Source organism: Sphingobacteriales bacterium (assembly GCA_016700115.1).
GTDB lineage: Bacteria > Bacteroidota > Bacteroidia > Chitinophagales > UBA2359 > UBA2359.
The window spans coordinates 713,142-731,694 of sequence record CP064999.1 but is presented as its reverse complement, the minus strand read 5'-3'; the positions used below and the strand labels follow the sequence as shown (position 1 = coordinate 731,694).

Sequence of the window (18,553 nt, the reverse complement as noted above, 5' to 3'; positions counted from 1 at the left end):
TGCCGGTTAGCAGCACCCTGTCCGGTGCATAGGCCTACTAAGTTCGATGTTTTGTTCAATATAATTGGGCTATAAAAAACCTGCAATCAATATAAAGAGCGCATCATTCAAGTTCTAAAAAATGGAATGGATTTGGGTGAAAACAACCTGTTCAAAAGCTTTAAGTCTCTCCACAAAGCTCCAAAGCCTCCCTACATTCACTTAGAATCCCCCTGCAACGCTTAAAATCGCCTGTACAATAACTCATTGTACCCCTGCAAAGCATTAAAGCCCCTCTGCATTGCCCTAATATCCCCTTGCAGCACGTTAAATCGCCTGTGCAATAACTCATTGCACCCCTGCAAAGCATCAAAGTCCCTCTGCAATAGCCTGATGTCCCTCTGCAACACGTTAAATCGCCCCTGCAATAACTCATTGCACCCCTGCATGAACGTATTGTCAACCTTAATTTTAGCCGAAAATCTTGTTAAAATGCAATGATTGGCAAAAAAAATGGAGTAACCCTGACATCTTCGCAACCCTCCAATACATGCCATGCAAAGTTAGCCCTATAACAACAGCATCTGCAACTGTCTAAAAAGCACTCTTTAATAAAAGGCTTTTTCCCTGGTCTTAGGGCGAATCTCCCGGTTCTACAAAGCATAAGTTTTATTGGTAACCGATTTTTTATCTGACCACAAGCAGAATCAATTTGGATTGGTAATTCTACTCTTTTAGGTTGAATTAAGATACAGAAGTTGCATATTTTTTCATGCAATAGAATTTTAAAATTATTCAAGCTGTACACATTCAGGGGTTTGATTCATTGAAACAAGATACTGGAATATAGAAAGAGAAAACCTCCCGGCAATAAAACTTCAAAAAACGGTGAATGGAGCTAAGCAAGAACAAAGTGAGAAAAGTACTTAGTCAAGTATTCGGCACAGAATTTGTTTTAGAGCCTTGTGTAAAATGTTTGTTTTGGGCAAAATAGCGCAAAAACAACCACATATTACAGTTTCAGCTTGTGCAAGCTGGTTGTATTGGGGCCTCAAATTCAATTCTGTATTGGCGTTTAAAAAATCAATTCCATGAATATCTTTTACAAGGGCTTTTTAAATTATGGTTTATTATTAACGGCTATTCTGACATCTGAAATGTTATTCGGCCAAGCTCCATGTCCTCCAACCGTGGTTACAGTACCATACATAGGTGGTAAAGTTTTCTTAGATTATGGTCAGGATGGCGCATTTAATACGGGGATAGATCAACCGATATCAGGAGTAACAATATCAGTTTATTCTGCTTCAAATACCTTGGTAGGAACAGCCACTTCAACTGCGGATGGCAACTATATATTTGAAAGTGCATCCATGACAAACGGATCTCGCTACAGGTTAGAATTTACCAATGGCCCAACAGAATATGAACAAACTTTTGCAGGTACAGACAGCAAAACCTCGGTTCAGTTTGCCACAGCAAGCGGTTGTAACATCAACTTTGGATTAATGGATCCGGTTTTATATTGCCAAACCGACCCGCGGTTTGCAACCAACCGATTTGTAGAGGGTAATAATTCAGGAACCGATAATGTGATAGTATCGGTTGCATATAATGCTGCAGCTTCTGCCAATGAAAGCAACGACCCTTCTTTATCCTCTCCCGAGGCGGTCGCCAATGTTCTGGGTACTACGCTTGGGTTAGCCTATCAACGGAGTTCAAAAAACTTGTTTGTTACCGCTTATATGCGACGGTTTACCGGATTTGGCCCCGGTGGCCCCGGTGCTATTTACCGCGTGCCAAATCCACATGATGGATTGTTATCGGGATCCTTGTTTGTCAATTTAAATACCCTGTTCGGTTCTTCTGTTGCAGGAACCGACCCTCATAACTTCACTACCCAAACTTCAGGAGGAGATGTCATTGATGCAAATGCTTTTAATCAGGTCGGACGTGTGTCTTTTGGAGATTTAGATATATCAGATGACGAACTCAGTTTATGGGCAGTTAATCTTAACGACCGATCTCTGTATCGTATTCCTTTGGGTTCAGACCCTACGAATCCGGTAGCCCCTACTTTATCTTCACAGGTAACTGTTATACCACTTGCTTCGGTAGGTAGCCCGCTACCAAATCTGCCCTCAGGTATAACCAATGCTGAAATTCGACCATTTGGGTTGAAGTTTAGAAAAGGTAAAGTGTATATAGGGCTGGTTACCAATGGACAGGATGGCGGACCTATACGGGGGTTGGTTTATTCTTATGATATTGTTGCCACAACCTTTACTAAGGAATTGGATTTTTCGTTAGTATATAACAGGGGATGTGGCTTTGGACTAAATTCGACTTGTTACGGCCCTGCCACCTGGCAGCCGTGGTTGAATAGTAATGTATGGCCGACTCCTACGGTAAGTTCGTCTCAGGAATCAGGGTACCCACAACCTATGTTAACGGATATTGAGTTCGATGCCGCAGGAAATATGATCTTAGCACTTCGGGACAGATGGGGCGATCAGGGCGGAAGGAGTGCACCACAACCGAACAGCCCTTTTACGCTTCGCACGAGTGATGCTTTTGGAGACCTGCTTATGGCAACCAAAAATACAGGCGCAGGTTGGACTTTAAACATTGCAAATTTTACGGACCCCAGTACGGCAAGCGGTACTTCCGAACCCTGGTTTGGAAATGATAATTACGGGCCGGAAGATGGTTATTATCATGAAGAAACAGGAATGGGTGGTTTGGCAGTTTTAATGCGTCAGAATACAATGGTGGTTCCTGTTATGGATTCAAGAACAGCGGCATTTACGAATGGTGTGGATTGGTATAATTTAGCCGGAAGCGGATTGCCGCGTTATAAATCAATTACCTTATTATCCGGTGCAGCAAATCCATTTGGGAAAGCGCATGGATTGGGGGAAGTAGAGCTTTTATGCGATTTGGCACCTTTAGAAATTGGTAATTTTGTTTGGCTGGATAGCAACCTAAATGGCATTCAGGACCCGGCTGAAACGGCAATTGCCAATGTTTCTTTAGAACTTTATACAGATCCGAACGGAGACGGAAATCCTGCCGATGGGACTTTGGTTGGTACGACAACAACAAATTCGACCGGTAATTATTATTTTAATTCAAGCAATGTCAACCTGAACGGAGCTACCGGGTTGCTTCCTAATACAAACTATACCGTTCAGGTAGGTTCTTCAGATTGGTTTAGTGGGGCAGGGATTGCAGATTTGTTGGGTTATCAATTGACTTTGAGTAATATTGGAGGAGCCGGACAACCAAATGTTCGGGACAATGATGCTGCGTTAATTGCAGCTCGACCGAGAGTTCCTGCTACACTGGGAACTAATGGAAAAACTGATCATACATTTGATATTGGTTTCCGTCCTGTCTGTAATCTTTCGGCAGTTGGTAGCGGTACAAATGTAAGTTGTAATGGGGGGAGCAATGGCACTGCTACTGTTACGGTTAGTGGAAATTTAATACCGGTTACATATTTATGGAGTACCGGTGCTACTACTCAAAGTATAACAGGGCTTGCAGTGGGTACATATAGCGTTACAGTTACAGAAACTGTTGAATGTACAGCCGTAGCCAGTTATGTCGTAACACAACCTCCGGTGTTGAGCCTTAGCAGGACAATAACCAATGTATTGTGTTTTGGCAACTCGACAGGCGCGATCAATTTAACGGTAACCGGCGGCACAAGCCCCTACACCTATAACTGGGGCGGAGGTGTAACGACCGAAGACCGGACGGGTTTGGCTGCGGGCACTTATACGGTAACAGTAACCGATGCAAACGGTTGTACCGGGACATCGAGTGCAACGGTAACCCAGCCGGCAGCAGCATTATCCTTATCCAGGACAATAACCAATGTCTTATGTTTTGGAAATTCGACGGGTGCGATCAACTTAACGGTAACCGGTGGCACAAGCCCCTATACCTATAACTGGGGCGGAGGCATAACCACCGAAGACCGGACGGGTTTAGCTGCAGGCACTTATACGGTAACAGTAACTGATACAAACGGTTGTACCGGGACATCGAGCGCAACCGTAACCCAGCCTGCAGCAGCATTATCTTTATCAACGAGCGTGACGAATGTCTTGTGTTTTGGAAATTCGACGGGTGCGATCAACTTAACGGTAACCGGTGGCACAAGCCCCTACACCTATAACTGGGGTGGAGGTGTAACGACTGAAGACCGGACCGGCTTGGCTGCGGGCACGTATAACGTAACGGTAACCGATGCAAACAACTGTACCGCAGTGACGAGCGCAACCGTAACCCAGCCGGCAGCAGCCTTATCCTTATCCAGGACAATAACCAATGTATTGTGTTTTGGAAATTCGACGGGTGCGATCAACTTAACGGTAACCGGTGGCACAAGCCCCTACACCTATAACTGGGGTGGAGGCATAACGACCGAAGACCGGACGGGTTTAGCTGCAGGCACATATACGGTAACAGTAACTGATACAAACGGTTGTACCGGGACATCGAGCGCAACGGTAACCCAACCGGCAGCAGCATTATCCTTATCAACAAGTGTGACGAATGTATTGTGTTTTGGCAATTCTACCGGTGCGATTAACTTAACAGTAAGCGGCGGCACAAGCCCCTACACTTATAGCTGGGCGGGAGGCGTAACGACCGAAGACCGGACGGGTTTAGCTGCGGGCACTTATACCGTAACAGTCACCGATGCAAACAACTGTACAGCAGTGACGAGCGCAACGGTAACCCAGCCTGCAGCAGGGTTATCCTTATCAACAAGTGTGACGAATGTCTTGTGTTTTGGAAATTCTACCGGTGCAATTAACTTAACGGTAAGCGGCGGTACAAGCCCCTATACCTATAGCTGGGCTGGAGGCGTAACGACCGAAGACCGGACCGGCTTGGCTGCGGGCACCTATAATGTAACGGTCACCGATGCAAACAACTGTACCGCAGTGACGAGCGCAACGGTAACTCAGCCGGCAGCAGCATTATCCTTATCAACGATTGTAACTGATGTATTGTGTTTTGGTAATTCTACCGGTGCAATCAATTTAACGGTAACCGGTGGCACAAGCCCCTATACCTATAGCTGGGGTGGAGGCGTAACGACCGAAGACCGGACCGGCTTGGCTGCGGGCACCTATAATGTAACGGTCACCGATGCAAACAACTGTACCGCAGTGACGAGCGCAACGGTAACTCAGCCTGCAGCAGCATTATCCTTATCAACGATTGTAACTGATGTATTGTGTTTTGGAAATTCTACCGGTGCAATTAACTTAACGGTAACCGGCGGCACAAGCCCCTACACTTATAGCTGGGCGGGAGGCGTAACGACCGAAGACCGGACGGGTTTAGCTGCGGGCACTTATACCGTAACAGTCACCGATGCAAACAACTGTACCGCAGTGACGAGCGCAACGGTAACCCAGCCTGCAGCAGGATTATCTTTATCAACAAGCGTGACGAATGTATTGTGTTTTGGTAATTCTACCGGTGCAATCAACTTAACAGTAAGCGGTGGCACAAGCCCCTACACCTATAGCTGGGCTGGAGGAGCAACCACCGAAGACCGGACCGGCTTGGCTGTGGGTACTTATACCGTAACAGTCACCGATGCAAACAACTGTACAGCAGTGACGAGCGCAACGGTAACTCAGCCGGCAGCAGGATTATCCTTATCAACGATTGTAACTGATGTATTGTGTTTTGGCAATTCTACCGGTGCGATTAACTTAACGGTGAGCGGTGGCACAAGCCCCTACACCTATAACTGGGCGGGAGGCGTAACTACCGAAGACCGGACCGGCTTGGCTGCGGGCACTTATACCGTAACAGTCACCGATGCAAACAACTGTACAGCAGTGACGAGCGCAACGGTAACTCAGCCGGCAGCAGGATTATCTTTATCAACGATTGTAACTGATGTATTGTGTTTTGGTAATTCTACCGGTGCAATCAACTTAACGGTAAGCGGCGGTACAAGCCCCTATACCTATAGCTGGGCGGGAGGTGCAACCACCGAAGACCGGACCGGCTTGGCTGCAGGCACTTATACCGTAACAGTCACCGATGCAAATAATTGTACAGCAGTGACGAGCGCAACGGTAACCCAACCGGCAGCAGCCTTATCTTTATCAACAAGCGTGACAGATGTATTGTGTTTTGGTAACTCGACAGGCGCAATCAATTTAACAGTAACCGGCGGCACAAGCCCCTACACCTATAACTGGGGTGGAGGCGTAACGACCGAAGACCTGACCGGCTTGGCAGCGGGTACTTATACCGTAACAGTCACCGATGCAAACAACTGTACCGCAGTGACGAGTGCAACGGTAAATCAACCCCCGGTGTTGGCAGTAAGCACGACAATGACCCCGGTACTATGCAACGGCGGACCGACGGGTGGAGTGAACCTGACGGTAAGTGGAGGAACGACCCCCTATAGTTATCTTTGGTCTAATGGAGCGACCACGGAAGATATAAGCGGAGTAGTAGCAGGAACTTACACAGTAACGGTAACCGATGCAAACAACTGTACGGCGGTAACAAGCGAGACTGTCACCCAGCCGTTAGAATTATTGGTAACTTGCAGTAAAGTGGATGTGAGTATAACAAATGGCAGTGATGGAGCAGCAAACGCAAGTGTTAGTGGAGGAACGACACCTTATACATATTTGTGGAGTAATGGAGCAACGACATCAGAGATTACTGGTATTACAGTTGGAACTTATACCGTTACAGTTACAGATGCGAATAATTGTACCACTTCATGTACTACAACCCTGACAGAGCCTCCGTGCGGCATCGTGCTGAACATCAGTGCGGAAGATGCCTTGTGCAACGGAGATGCGAACGGCAGTATTGATTTGACGATAACAGGCACCCAGGGAGCGGTGAGTATCTTGTGGAATGACGGCGCAACGACCGAAGACCGGACAGGCTTAACGGCAGGCACGTACAGTGTAACCGTCACGGATGAAGGAGAATGTACCGCCACAATCAGTGTAACGGTGGACGAACCGGAAGTGTTGAGCATGACGGGAACAGTGACGAATGTAACGATCACGAACGGCAACGACGGCACGATCAACGTAAGTGTCACAGGCGGCACGACCCCGTACAGTTATCTCTGGAGCGATGGAGCAACCACGCAAGACCGGACAGGCTTACCGGCGGGCACGTACTCAGTAACGGTAACGGACGCAAACGACTGTGCAGACGAAGCGAGCTTCACCCTGACAGAGCCTCCGTGCGGCATCGTGCTGAACATCAGTGCGGAAGATGCCTTGTGCAACGGAGATGCGAACGGCAGTATTGATTTGACGATAACAGGCACTCAGGGCAGTGTATCCATCTTATGGAACGACGGGGCGACATCCGAAGACCGGACAGGTTTAACAGCAGGCACTTACAGTGTAACCGTCACCGACGAAGGAGAATGTACCGCCACGATCAGTGTAACGGTGGACGAACCGGAAGTGTTGAGCATGACAGGAACGGTGACGAATGTAACGATCACGAACGGCAGCGACGGCACGATCAACGTAAGTGTCACCGGTGGCACGACCCCGTACAGTTATATCTGGAGCGATGGAGCAACCACGCAAGACCGGACAGGCTTACCGGCGGGCACGTACTCAGTAACGGTAACGGACGCAAACGACTGTGCAGACGAAGCGAGCTTCACCCTGACAGAGCCTCCGTGTGGCATCGTGCTGAACATCAGTGCGGAAGATGCCTTGTGCAACGGAGATGCAAACGGCAGCATTGATTTGACGATAACAGGCACCCAGGGAGTGGTGAGTATCCTGTGGAACGATGGTGCGACGACCGAAGACCGGACAGGCTTGGTGGCAGGCACGTACTCAGTAACCGTCACGGATGAAGGAGAATGTACCGCCACAATCAGTGTAACGGTGGACGAACCGGAAGTGTTGAGCATGACGGGAACGGTGACGAATGTAACGATCACGAACGGCAACGACGGCACTATCAACGTAAGTGTCACAGGGGGCACCACCCCGTACAGTTATCTCTGGAGCGATGGAGCAACCACGCAAGACCGGACAGGGTTAACTGCGGGAACTTATAGTGTTACTGTAACGGATGCGAACGACTGTGCCGACGAAGCGAGCTTCACCCTGACAGAGCCTCCGTGCGGCATCGTGCTGAACATCAGTGCGGAAGATGCTTTGTGCAACGGAGATGCGAACGGCAGCATTGATTTGACGATAACGGGCACACAGGGCAGTGTATCCATTTTATGGAATGACGGCGCGACAACCGAAGACCGGACAGGTTTAACGGCAGGCACATACAGTGTAACCGTCACGGATGAAGGAGAATGTACCGCCACGATCAGTGTAACGGTGGACGAACCGGAAGTATTGAGCATGACGGGAACAGTGACGAATGTAACGATCACCAACGGCAATGACGGCACGATCAACGTAAGTGTCACCGGCGGCACAACCCCGTACAGTTATCTCTGGAGCGATGGAGCAACCACGCAAGACCGGACAGGCTTGGTGGCAGGCACGTACTCAGTAACGGTAACGGATGCCAACGACTGTGCCGACGAAGCGAGCTTCACCCTGACAGAGCCTCCGTGTGGCATCGTGCTGAACATCAGTGCGGAAGATGCGCTGTGCAACGGAGATGCGAACGGCAGCATTGATTTGACGATAACAGGCACCCAGGGAGCGGTAAGCATCTTATGGAACGACGGCGCAACGACCGAAGACCGGACAGGCTTGGTGGCAGGCACATACTCAGTAACCGTCACGGATGAAGGAGAATGTACCGCCACAATCAGTGTATCGGTGGACGAACCGGAAGTGTTGAGCATGACAGGAACGGTGACGAATGTAACGATCACCAACGGCAGCGACGGCACGATCAACGTAAGTGTCACAGGCGGCACGACCCCGTACAGTTATTTCTGGAGCGATGGAGCAACCACGCAAGACCGGACCGGACTGACTGCGGGCACCTATTCAGTAACGGTAACGGATGCGAACGACTGTGCAGACGAAGCGAGCTTCACCCTGACAGAGCCTCCCTGCGGCATCGTGCTGAATATCAGTGCGGAAGATGCACTGTGCAACGGAGATGCGAACGGCAGCATTGATTTGACGATAACGGGCACGCAGGGAGCGGTGAGTATCCTGTGGAACGACGGGGCGACAACCGAAGACCGGACAGGTTTAACGGCAGGCACGTACAGTGTAACTGTCACCGATGAAGGAGAATGTACCGCTACAATCAGTGTAACGGTGGACGAACCGGAAGTGTTGAGCATGACGGGAACCGTGACGAATGTAACGATCACGAACGGCAGCGACGGCACGATCAACGTAACGGTAACCGGCGGCACGACCCCGTACAGTTATCTCTGGAGCGATGGAGCAACCACACAAGACCGGACAGGCTTACCGGCGGGCACGTACTCAGTAACGGTAACGGATGCGAACGACTGTGCAGACGAAGCGAGCTTCACCCTGACAGAGCCTCCGTGTGGCATCGTGCTGAACATCAGTGCGGAAGATGCGCTGTGCAACGGAGATGCGAACGGCAGTATTGATTTGACGATAACAGGCACCCAGGGAGCGGTGAGTATCCTGTGGAATGACGGGGCAACGACCGAAGACCGGACAGGTTTAACGGCAGGCACGTACAGTGTAACCGTCACGGATGAAGGAGAATGTACTGCCACGATCAGTGTAACGGTGGATGAACCGGAAGTGTTGAGCATGACAGGAACGGTGACGAATGTAACGATCACGAACGGCAATGACGGCACGATCAACGTAAGTGTAACCGGAGGCACGACCCCGTACAGTTATCTCTGGAGCGATGGCGCAACCACGCAAGACCGGACAGGACTGACGGCGGGCACCTACTCAGTAACGGTAACGGATGCAAACGACTGTGCAGACGAAGCGAGCTTCACCCTGACAGAGCCCCCCTGCGGCATTGTGCTGAACATCAGTGCGGAAGATGCACTGTGCAACGGAGATGCGAACGGCAGCATTGATTTGACGATAACAGGCACGCAGGGAGCGGTGAGTATCCTGTGGAATGACGGGGCGACAACCGAAGACCGGACAGGTTTAACGGCAGGCACGTACAGTGTAACCGTCACGGATGAAGGAGAATGTACCGCCACAATCAGTGTAACGGTGGACGAACCGGAAGTATTGAGCATGACGGGAACGGTGACGAATGTAACGATCACGAACGGCAGCGACGGCACGATCAACGTAAGTGTAACCGGTGGCACCACCCCGTACAGTTATCTTTGGAGCGATGGAGCAACCACGCAAGACCGGACAGGACTGACGGCGGGCACGTACTCAGTAACGGTAACGGATGCGAACGACTGTGCAGACGAAGCGAGCTTCACCCTGACGGAGCCTCCGTGCGGCATTGTGCTGAACATCAGTGCGGAAGATGCGCTGTGCAACGGAGATGCAAACGGCAGCATTGATTTGACGATAACAGGCACCCAGGGCAGTGTATCCATTTTATGGAATGACGGCGCAACGACCGAAGACAGAACCGGGTTATCAGCAGGCACATACAGTGTAACCGTCACGGATGAAGGAGAATGTACCGCCACGATCAGTGTAACAGTGGACGAACCGGAAGTGTTGAACATGACGGGAACAGTGACGAATGTAACAATCACGAACGGCAGCGACGGCACGATCAACGTAAGTGTCACAGGTGGCACGACCCCGTACAGTTATCTCTGGAGCGATGGAGCAACCACGCAAGACCGGACAGGCTTACCGGCGGGCACGTACTCAGTAACGGTAACGGACGCAAACGACTGTGCAGACGAAGCGAGCTTCACCCTGACAGAGCCCCCCTGCGGCATCGTGCTGAACATCAGTGCGGAAGATGCGCTGTGCAACGGAGATGCAAACGGCAGCATTGATTTGACGATAACAGGCACTCAGGGAGCGGTGAGTATCCTGTGGAATGACGGCGCGACAACCGAAGACCGGACAGGTTTAACGGCAGGCACGTATAGTGTAACCGTCACGGATGAAGGAGAATGTACCGCTACAATCAGTGTAACGGTGGACGAACCGGAAGTGTTGAGCATGACAGGAACAGTGACGAATGTAACGATCACCAACGGTAACGACGGCACGATCAACGTAAGTGTCACCGGTGGCACCACCCCGTACAGTTATATCTGGAGCGATGGCGCAACTACACAAGACCGGACAGGACTGACTGCGGGCACCTACTCAGTAACGGTAACGGATGCGAACGACTGTGCAGACGAAGCAAGCTTCACCCTGACAGAGCCCCCCTGCGGCATCGTGCTGAACATCAGTGCGGAAGATGCACTGTGCAACGGAGATGCAAACGGCAGCATTGATTTGACAATAACAGGCACGCAGGGAGCGGTGAGTATCTTGTGGAATGACGGCGCGACAACCGAAGACCGGACAGGTTTAACGGCAGGCACGTATAGTGTAACCGTCACGGATGAAATATAATGTACCGCTACAATCAGAGTAACCGTGGACGAACCGGAAGTGTTGAGCATGACAGGAACAGTGACGAATGTAACGATCACCAACGGTAACGACGGCACGATCAACGTAAGTGTCACCGGTGGCACCACCCCGTACAGTTATATCTGGAGCGATGGAGCAACCACGCAAGACCGGACAGGACTGACTGCGGGCACCTACTCAGTAACGGTAACGGACGCAAACGACTGTGCAGACGAAGCGAGCTTCACCCTGACAGAGCCTCCGTGCGGCATCGTGCTGAACATCAGTGCGGAAGATGCCTTGTGCAACGGAGATGCGAACGGCAGTATTGATTTGACGATAACAGGCACCCAGGGAGCGGTGAGTATCTTGTGGAATGACGGCGCAACGACCGAAGACCGGACAGGCTTAACGGCAGGCACGTACAGTGTAACCGTCACGGATGAAGGAGAATGTACCGCCACAATCAGTGTAACGGTGGACGAACCTGAAGTGTTGAGCATGACAGGAACGGTGACGAATGTAACGATCACCAACGGCAACGACGGCACGATCAACGTAAGTGTAACCGGTGGCACGACCCCGTACAGTTATCTCTGGAGCGATGGCGCAACCACGCAAGACCGGACAGGCTTGGTGGCAGGCACGTACTCAGTAACCGTCACGGATGCGAACGACTGTGCAGACGAAGCGAGCTTCACCCTGACAGAGCCTCCCTGCGGCATTGTGCTGAACATCAGTGCGGAAGATGCGCTGTGCAACGGAGATGCGAACGGCAGTATTGATTTGACGATAACAGGCACCCAGGGAGCGGTGAGTATCCTGTGGAACGACGGAGCGACGACCGAAGATCGGACAGGTTGGGTGACAGGCTCGTACAGTGTATCCGTCACGGATGAAGGAGAATGTACCGCCACAATCAGCGTAACGGTGGACGAACCGGAAGTATTGAATATGACAGGAACAGTGACGAATGTAACGATCACCAACGGAAACGACGGCACGATCAACGTAAGTGTAACCGGTGGCACGACCCCGTACAGTTATATCTGGAGCGATGGAGCAACCACGCAAGACCGGACAGGCTTACCGGCGGGAACTTATAGTGTTACTGTAACAGATGCAAACGACTGTGCAGACGAAGCGAGCTTCACCCTGACAGAGCCTCCCTGCGGCATTGTGCTGAACATCAGTGCGGAAGATGCCTTGTGCAACGGAGATGCGAACGGCAGCATTGATTTGACAATAACAGGCACCCAGGGCAGTGTATCCATTTTATGGAATGACGGCGCGACAACCGAAGACCGGACAGGCTTGGTGGCAGGCACGTACAGTGTAACTGTCACCGATGAAGGAGAATGTACCGCCACAATCAGTGTAACGGTGGACGAACCTGAAGTGTTGAGCATGACAGGAACGGTGACGAATGTAACGATCACCAACGGCAACGACGGCACGATAGACGTAAGTGTCACCGGCGGCACGACCCCGTACAGTTATCTCTGGAGCGATGGAGCAACCACGCAAGACCGGACAGGACTGACTGCGGGCACCTATTCAGTAACGGTAACGGATGCAAACGACTGTGCAGACGAAGCGAGCTTCACCCTGACAGAGCCTCCCTGCGGCATTGTGCTGAACATCAGTGCGGAAGATGCACTGTGCAACGGAGATGCGAACGGCAGCATTAATTTGACAATAACAGGCACCCAGGGAGCAGTGAGTATCCTGTGGAATGACGGTGCGACGTCCGAAGACAGAACCGGGTTATCAGCAGGCACATACAGTGTAACTGTCCTGGATGAAGGAGAATGTACCGCCACGATCAGCGTAACGGTGGACGAACCGGAAGTGTTGAGCATGACAGGAACGGTGACGAATGTAACGATCACGAACGGCAACGACGGCACGATCAACGTAAGTGTCACCGGTGGCACCACCCCGTACAGTTATCTCTGGAGCGATGGAGCAACCACACAAGACCGGACAGGCTTACCGGCGGGCACGTACTCAGTAACGGTAACGGATGCCAACGACTGTGCAGACGAAGCGAGCTTCACCCTGACAGAGCCTCCGTGCGGCATCGTGCTGAACATCAGTGCGGAAGATGCACTGTGCAACGGAGATGCAAACGGCAGCATTGATTTGACGATAACGGGCACCCAGGGCAGTGTATCCATTTTATGGAATGACGGCGCAACGACCGAAGACAGAACCGGGTTATCAGCAGGCACATACAGTGTAACCGTCACGGATGAAGGAGAATGTACCGCCACGATCAGTGTAACAGTGGACGAACCGGAAGTGTTGAGCATGACAGGAACGGTGACGAATGTAACGATCACCAACGGCAGCGACGGCACGATCAACGTAAGTGTCACAGGCGGCACGACCCCGTACAGTTATCTCTGGAGCGATGGAGCAACCACGCAAGACCGGACCGGACTGACTGCGGGCACCTATTCAGTAACGGTAACGGATGCGAACGACTGTGCAGACGAAGCGAGCTTCACCCTGACAGAGCCTCCCTGCGGCATCGTGCTGAATATCAGTGCGGAAGATGCACTGTGCAACGGAGATGCGAACGGCAGTATTGATTTGACGATAACAGGCACCCAGGGAGCGGTGAGTATCCTGTGGAACGACGGAGCGACAACCGAAGACCGGACAGGTTTAACGGCAGGCATGTACAGTGTAACTGTCACGGATGAAGGAGAATGTACCGCCACGATCAGTGTAACGGTGGACGAACCGGAAGTGTTGAACATGACAGGAACGGTGACGAATGTAACGATCACGAACGGCAACGACGGCACGATCAACGTAAGTGTCACCGGAGGCACGACCCCGTACAGTTATTTATGGAGCGATGGCGCAACCACGCAAGACCGGACAGGCTTACCGGCGGGCACTTACTCAGTAACCGTCACGGACGCGAACGACTGTGCAGATGAAGCGAGCTTCACCCTGACAGAGCCTCCGTGCGGCATCGTGCTGAACATCAGTGCGGAAGATGCGCTGTGCAACGGAGATGCAAACGGCAGCATTGATTTGACAATAACAGGCACCCAGGGAGCAGTGAGTATCCTGTGGAATGACGGCGCGACAACCGAAGACCGGACAGGTTTAACGGCAGGCACGTACAGTGTAACCGTCACGGATGAAGGAGAATGTACCGCCACAATCAGTGTAACGGTGGATGAACCGGAAGTGTTGAGCATGACGGGAACGGTGACGAATGTAACGATCACCAACGGCAGCGACGGCACGATCAACGTAAGTGTCACCGGTGGCACGACCCCGTACAGTTATCTCTGGAGCGATGGCGCAACCACGCAAGACCGGACAGGATTGACGGCGGGCACGTACTCAGTAACGGTAACGGATGCTAACGACTGTGCAGACGAAGCGAGCTTCACCCTGACAGAACCTCCGTGCGGCATTGTGCTGAACATCAGTGCGGAAGATGCGCTGTGCAACGGAGATGCGAACGGCAGTATTGATTTGACGATAACAGGCACCCAGGGAGCGGTGAGCATTTTGTGGAATGACGGCGCAACAACCGAAGACCGGACAGGCTTGGTGGCAGGCACGTACAGTGTAACTGTCACCGATGAAGGAGAATGTACCGCCACGATCAGTGTAACGGTAGACGAACCTGAAGTGTTGAGCATGACAGGAACGGTGACGAATGTAACGATCACCAACGGCAACGACGGCACGATCAACGTAAGTGTCACCGGTGGCACGACCCCGTACAGTTATCTCTGGAGCGATGGCGCAACCACGCAAGACCGGACAGGACTGACTGCGGGCACCTATTCAGTAACGGTAACGGATGCAAACGACTGTGCAGACGAAGCGAGCTTCACCCTGACAGAACCTCCGTGCGGCATTGTGCTGAACATCAGTGCGGAAGATGCACTGTGCAATGGAGATGTGAACGGCAGTATTGATTTGACGATAACAGGCACTCAGGGCAGTGTATCCATTTTATGGAATGACGGCGCGACAACCGAAGACCGGACAGGCTTGGTGGCAGGCACGTACAGTGTAACTGTCACCGATGAAGGAGAATGTACCGCCACAATCAGTGTAACGGTGGACGAACCTGAAGTGTTGAGCATGACAGGAACGGTGACGAATGTAACGATCACCAACGGCAACGACGGCACGATCAACGTAAGTGTAACCGGTGGCACGACCCCGTACAGTTATCTCTGGAGCGATGGCGCAACCACGCAAGACCGGACAGGCTTGGTGGCAGGCACGTACTCAGTAACCGTCACGGATGCGAACGACTGTGCAGACGAAGCGAGCTTCACCCTGACAGAGCCTCCCTGCGGCATTGTGCTGAACATCAGTGCGGAAGATGCGCTGTGCAACGGAGATGCGAACGGCAGTATTGATTTGACGATAACAGGCACCCAGGGAGCGGTGAGTATCCTGTGGAACGACGGAGCGACGACCGAAGACCGGACAGGCTTGGTGGCAGGCACGTACAGTGTAACCGTCACGGATGAAGGAGAATGTACCGCCACAATCAGCGTAACGGTGGACGAACCGGAAGTATTGAATATGACAGGAACAGTGACGAATGTAACGATCACCAACGGAAACGACGGCACGATCAACGTAAGTGTAACCGGTGGCACGACCCCGTACAGTTATATCTGGAGCGATGGAGCAACCACGCAAGACCGGACAGGCTTACCGGCGGGAACTTATAGTGTTACTGTAACAGATGCAAACGACTGTGCAGACGAAGCGAGCTTCACCCTGACAGAGCCTCCCTGCGGCATTGTGCTGAACATCAGTGCGGAAGATGCCTTGTGCAACGGAGATGCGAACGGCGCATTGATTTGACAATAACAGGCACCTAGGCAGTGTATCCATTTTATGGAATGACGGCGCGACAACCGAAGACCGGACAGGCTTGGTGGCAGGCACGTACAGTGTAACTGTCACCGATGAAGGAGAATGTACCGCCACAATCAGTGTAACGGTGGACGAACCTGAAGTGTTGAGCATGACAGGAACGGTGACGAATGTAACGATCACCAACGGCAACGACGGCACGATAGACGTAAGTGTCACCGGCGGCACGACCCCGTACAGTTATCTCTGGAGCGATGGAGCAACCACGCAAGACCGGACAGGACTGACTGCGGGCACCTATTCAGTAACGGTAACGGATGCAAACGACTGTGCAGACGAAGCGAGCTTCACCCTGACAGAGCCTCCCTGCGGCATTGTGCTGAACATCAGTGCGGAAGATGCACTGTGCAACGGAGATGCGAACGGCAGCATTAATTTGACAATAACAGGCACCCAGGGAGCAGTGAGTATCCTGTGGAATGACGGTGCGACGTCCGAAGACAGAACCGGGTTATCAGCAGGCACATACAGTGTAACTGTCACGGATGAAGGAGAATGTACCGCCACGATCAGCGTAACGGTGGACGAACCGGAAGTGTTGAGCATGACAGGAACGGTGACGAATGTAACGATCACGAACGGCAACGACGGCACGATCAACGTAAGTGTCACCGGTGGCACCACCCCGTACAGTTATCTCTGGAGCGATGGAGCAACCACACAAGACCGGACAGGCTTACCGGCGGGCACGTACTCAGTAACGGTAACGGATGCCAACGACTGTGCAGACGAAGCGAGCTTCACCCTGACAGAGCCTCCGTGTGGCATCGTGCTGAACATCAGTGCGGAAGATGCGCTGTGCAACGGAGATGCAAACGGCAGCATTGATTTGACGATAACGGGCACCCAGGGCAGTGTATCCATTTTATGGAATGACAGCGCGACAACCGAAGACCGGACAGGCTTGGTGGCAGGCACATACAGTGTAACCGTCACGGATGAAGGAGAATGTACCGCCACAATCAGTGTAACGGTGGACGAACCGGAAGTGTTGAACATGACAGGAACGGTGACGAATGTAACGATCACGAACGGCAGCGACGGCACGATAGACGTAAGTGTCACCGGCGGCACGACCCCGTACAGTTATCTCTGGAGCGATGGCGCAACCACGCAAGACCGGACAGGACTGACGGCGGGCACGTACTCAGTAACGGTAACGGACGCGAATGACTGTGCAGACGAAGCGAGCTTCACCCTGACAGAGCCCCCCTGCGGCATTGTGCTGAACATCAGTGCGGAAGATGCACTGTGCAACGGAGATGCGAACGGCAGTATTGATTTGACAATAACAGGCACCCAAGGAGCGGTGAGTATCCTGTGGAACGATGGCGCGACAACCGAAGACCGGACAGGTTTAACGGCAGGCACGTACAGTGTAACTGTCACGGATGAAGGAGAATGTACCGCCACGATCAGTGTAACGGTGGACGAACCGGAAGTGTTGAGCATGACAGGAACGGTGACGAATGTAACGATCACGAACGGCAGCAACGGTACCATCAACGTAACGGTAACAGGTGGTACCTTGCCCTACAGCTATATCTGGAGCGATGGGGCTGTCAGTCAGGATAGAATTGGCTTACCGGCAGGCACGTACAGCGTAACGGTAACGGACGCGAACGGTTGTACAGACGAAGCGAGCTTCACCTTGACAGAGCCTGGTTGCGAGTTACTTGATGCAGGGATAGTTGTGGTTTGTAACGATAATGGAACTACATATACACAAACTGATGATTATTTTAATGTTCTGATTCATCCAACAGGTAATGGATTAAGCAATACATACTCTGTTTCGGGAGATATAACAGCAAACAATATTTCCTACGGAGTTCCTTATCAGGTAAGCTTAAATTATTTGATCACAGGAGGAAATTTAATCATCACCATCACAGATGACATCTCTAATAGTTGTCAACTCCTTGATGTACCGGTTATTGCTCCCGGACCTTGTTCAAATTGTCCGGTTCAGATTTGTGTTCCGGTTTCTGTAACCAAAAATTAGAATAGTGTTAATGCTCCCTGCATGATTGATAGAATGCAGGGAGCATTTAACAATGTTACAGAAATGAAAATATCTCAGGATATGGATTGAATAAACAGTGCTA

The 18,553-nt window shown here is 51.6% G+C and carries 3 protein-coding genes; all 3 read left to right on the top strand.

Annotation, left to right across the window (positions count from 1 at the left end; genetic code table 11):
- The first annotated feature begins 1,070 nt into the window (after positions 1 to 1,070).
- The 3 genes from IPM47_02515 to IPM47_02505 all read left to right on the top strand — a co-directional run bounded on the left by IPM47_02515 (position 1,071) and on the right by IPM47_02505 (position 18,450).
- Complete coding sequence (locus tag IPM47_02515; protein ID QQS29850.1) at positions 1,071 to 11,507, top strand: hypothetical protein; 10,437 nt, start codon at positions 1,071 to 1,073, stop codon at positions 11,505 to 11,507.
- 24 nt (positions 11,508 to 11,531) lie between these two features.
- Entirely contained in the window at positions 11,532 to 16,373 is a 4,842-nt protein-coding gene (locus IPM47_02510; protein ID QQS29849.1) for a SprB repeat-containing protein, read from the top strand.
- 73 nt (positions 16,374 to 16,446) lie between these two features.
- Entirely contained in the window at positions 16,447 to 18,450 is a 2,004-nt protein-coding gene (locus IPM47_02505) for a SprB repeat-containing protein (GenBank protein ID QQS29848.1), read from the top strand.
- Positions 18,451 to 18,553: the final 103 nt, after the last annotated feature.

Bases quoted from the DNA above. Each gene is read 5' to 3' on its own strand.
- IPM47_02515 (QQS29850.1), top strand. From the start codon at position 1,071: ATGAATATCTTTTACAAGGGCTTTTTAAATTATGGTTTATTATTAACG.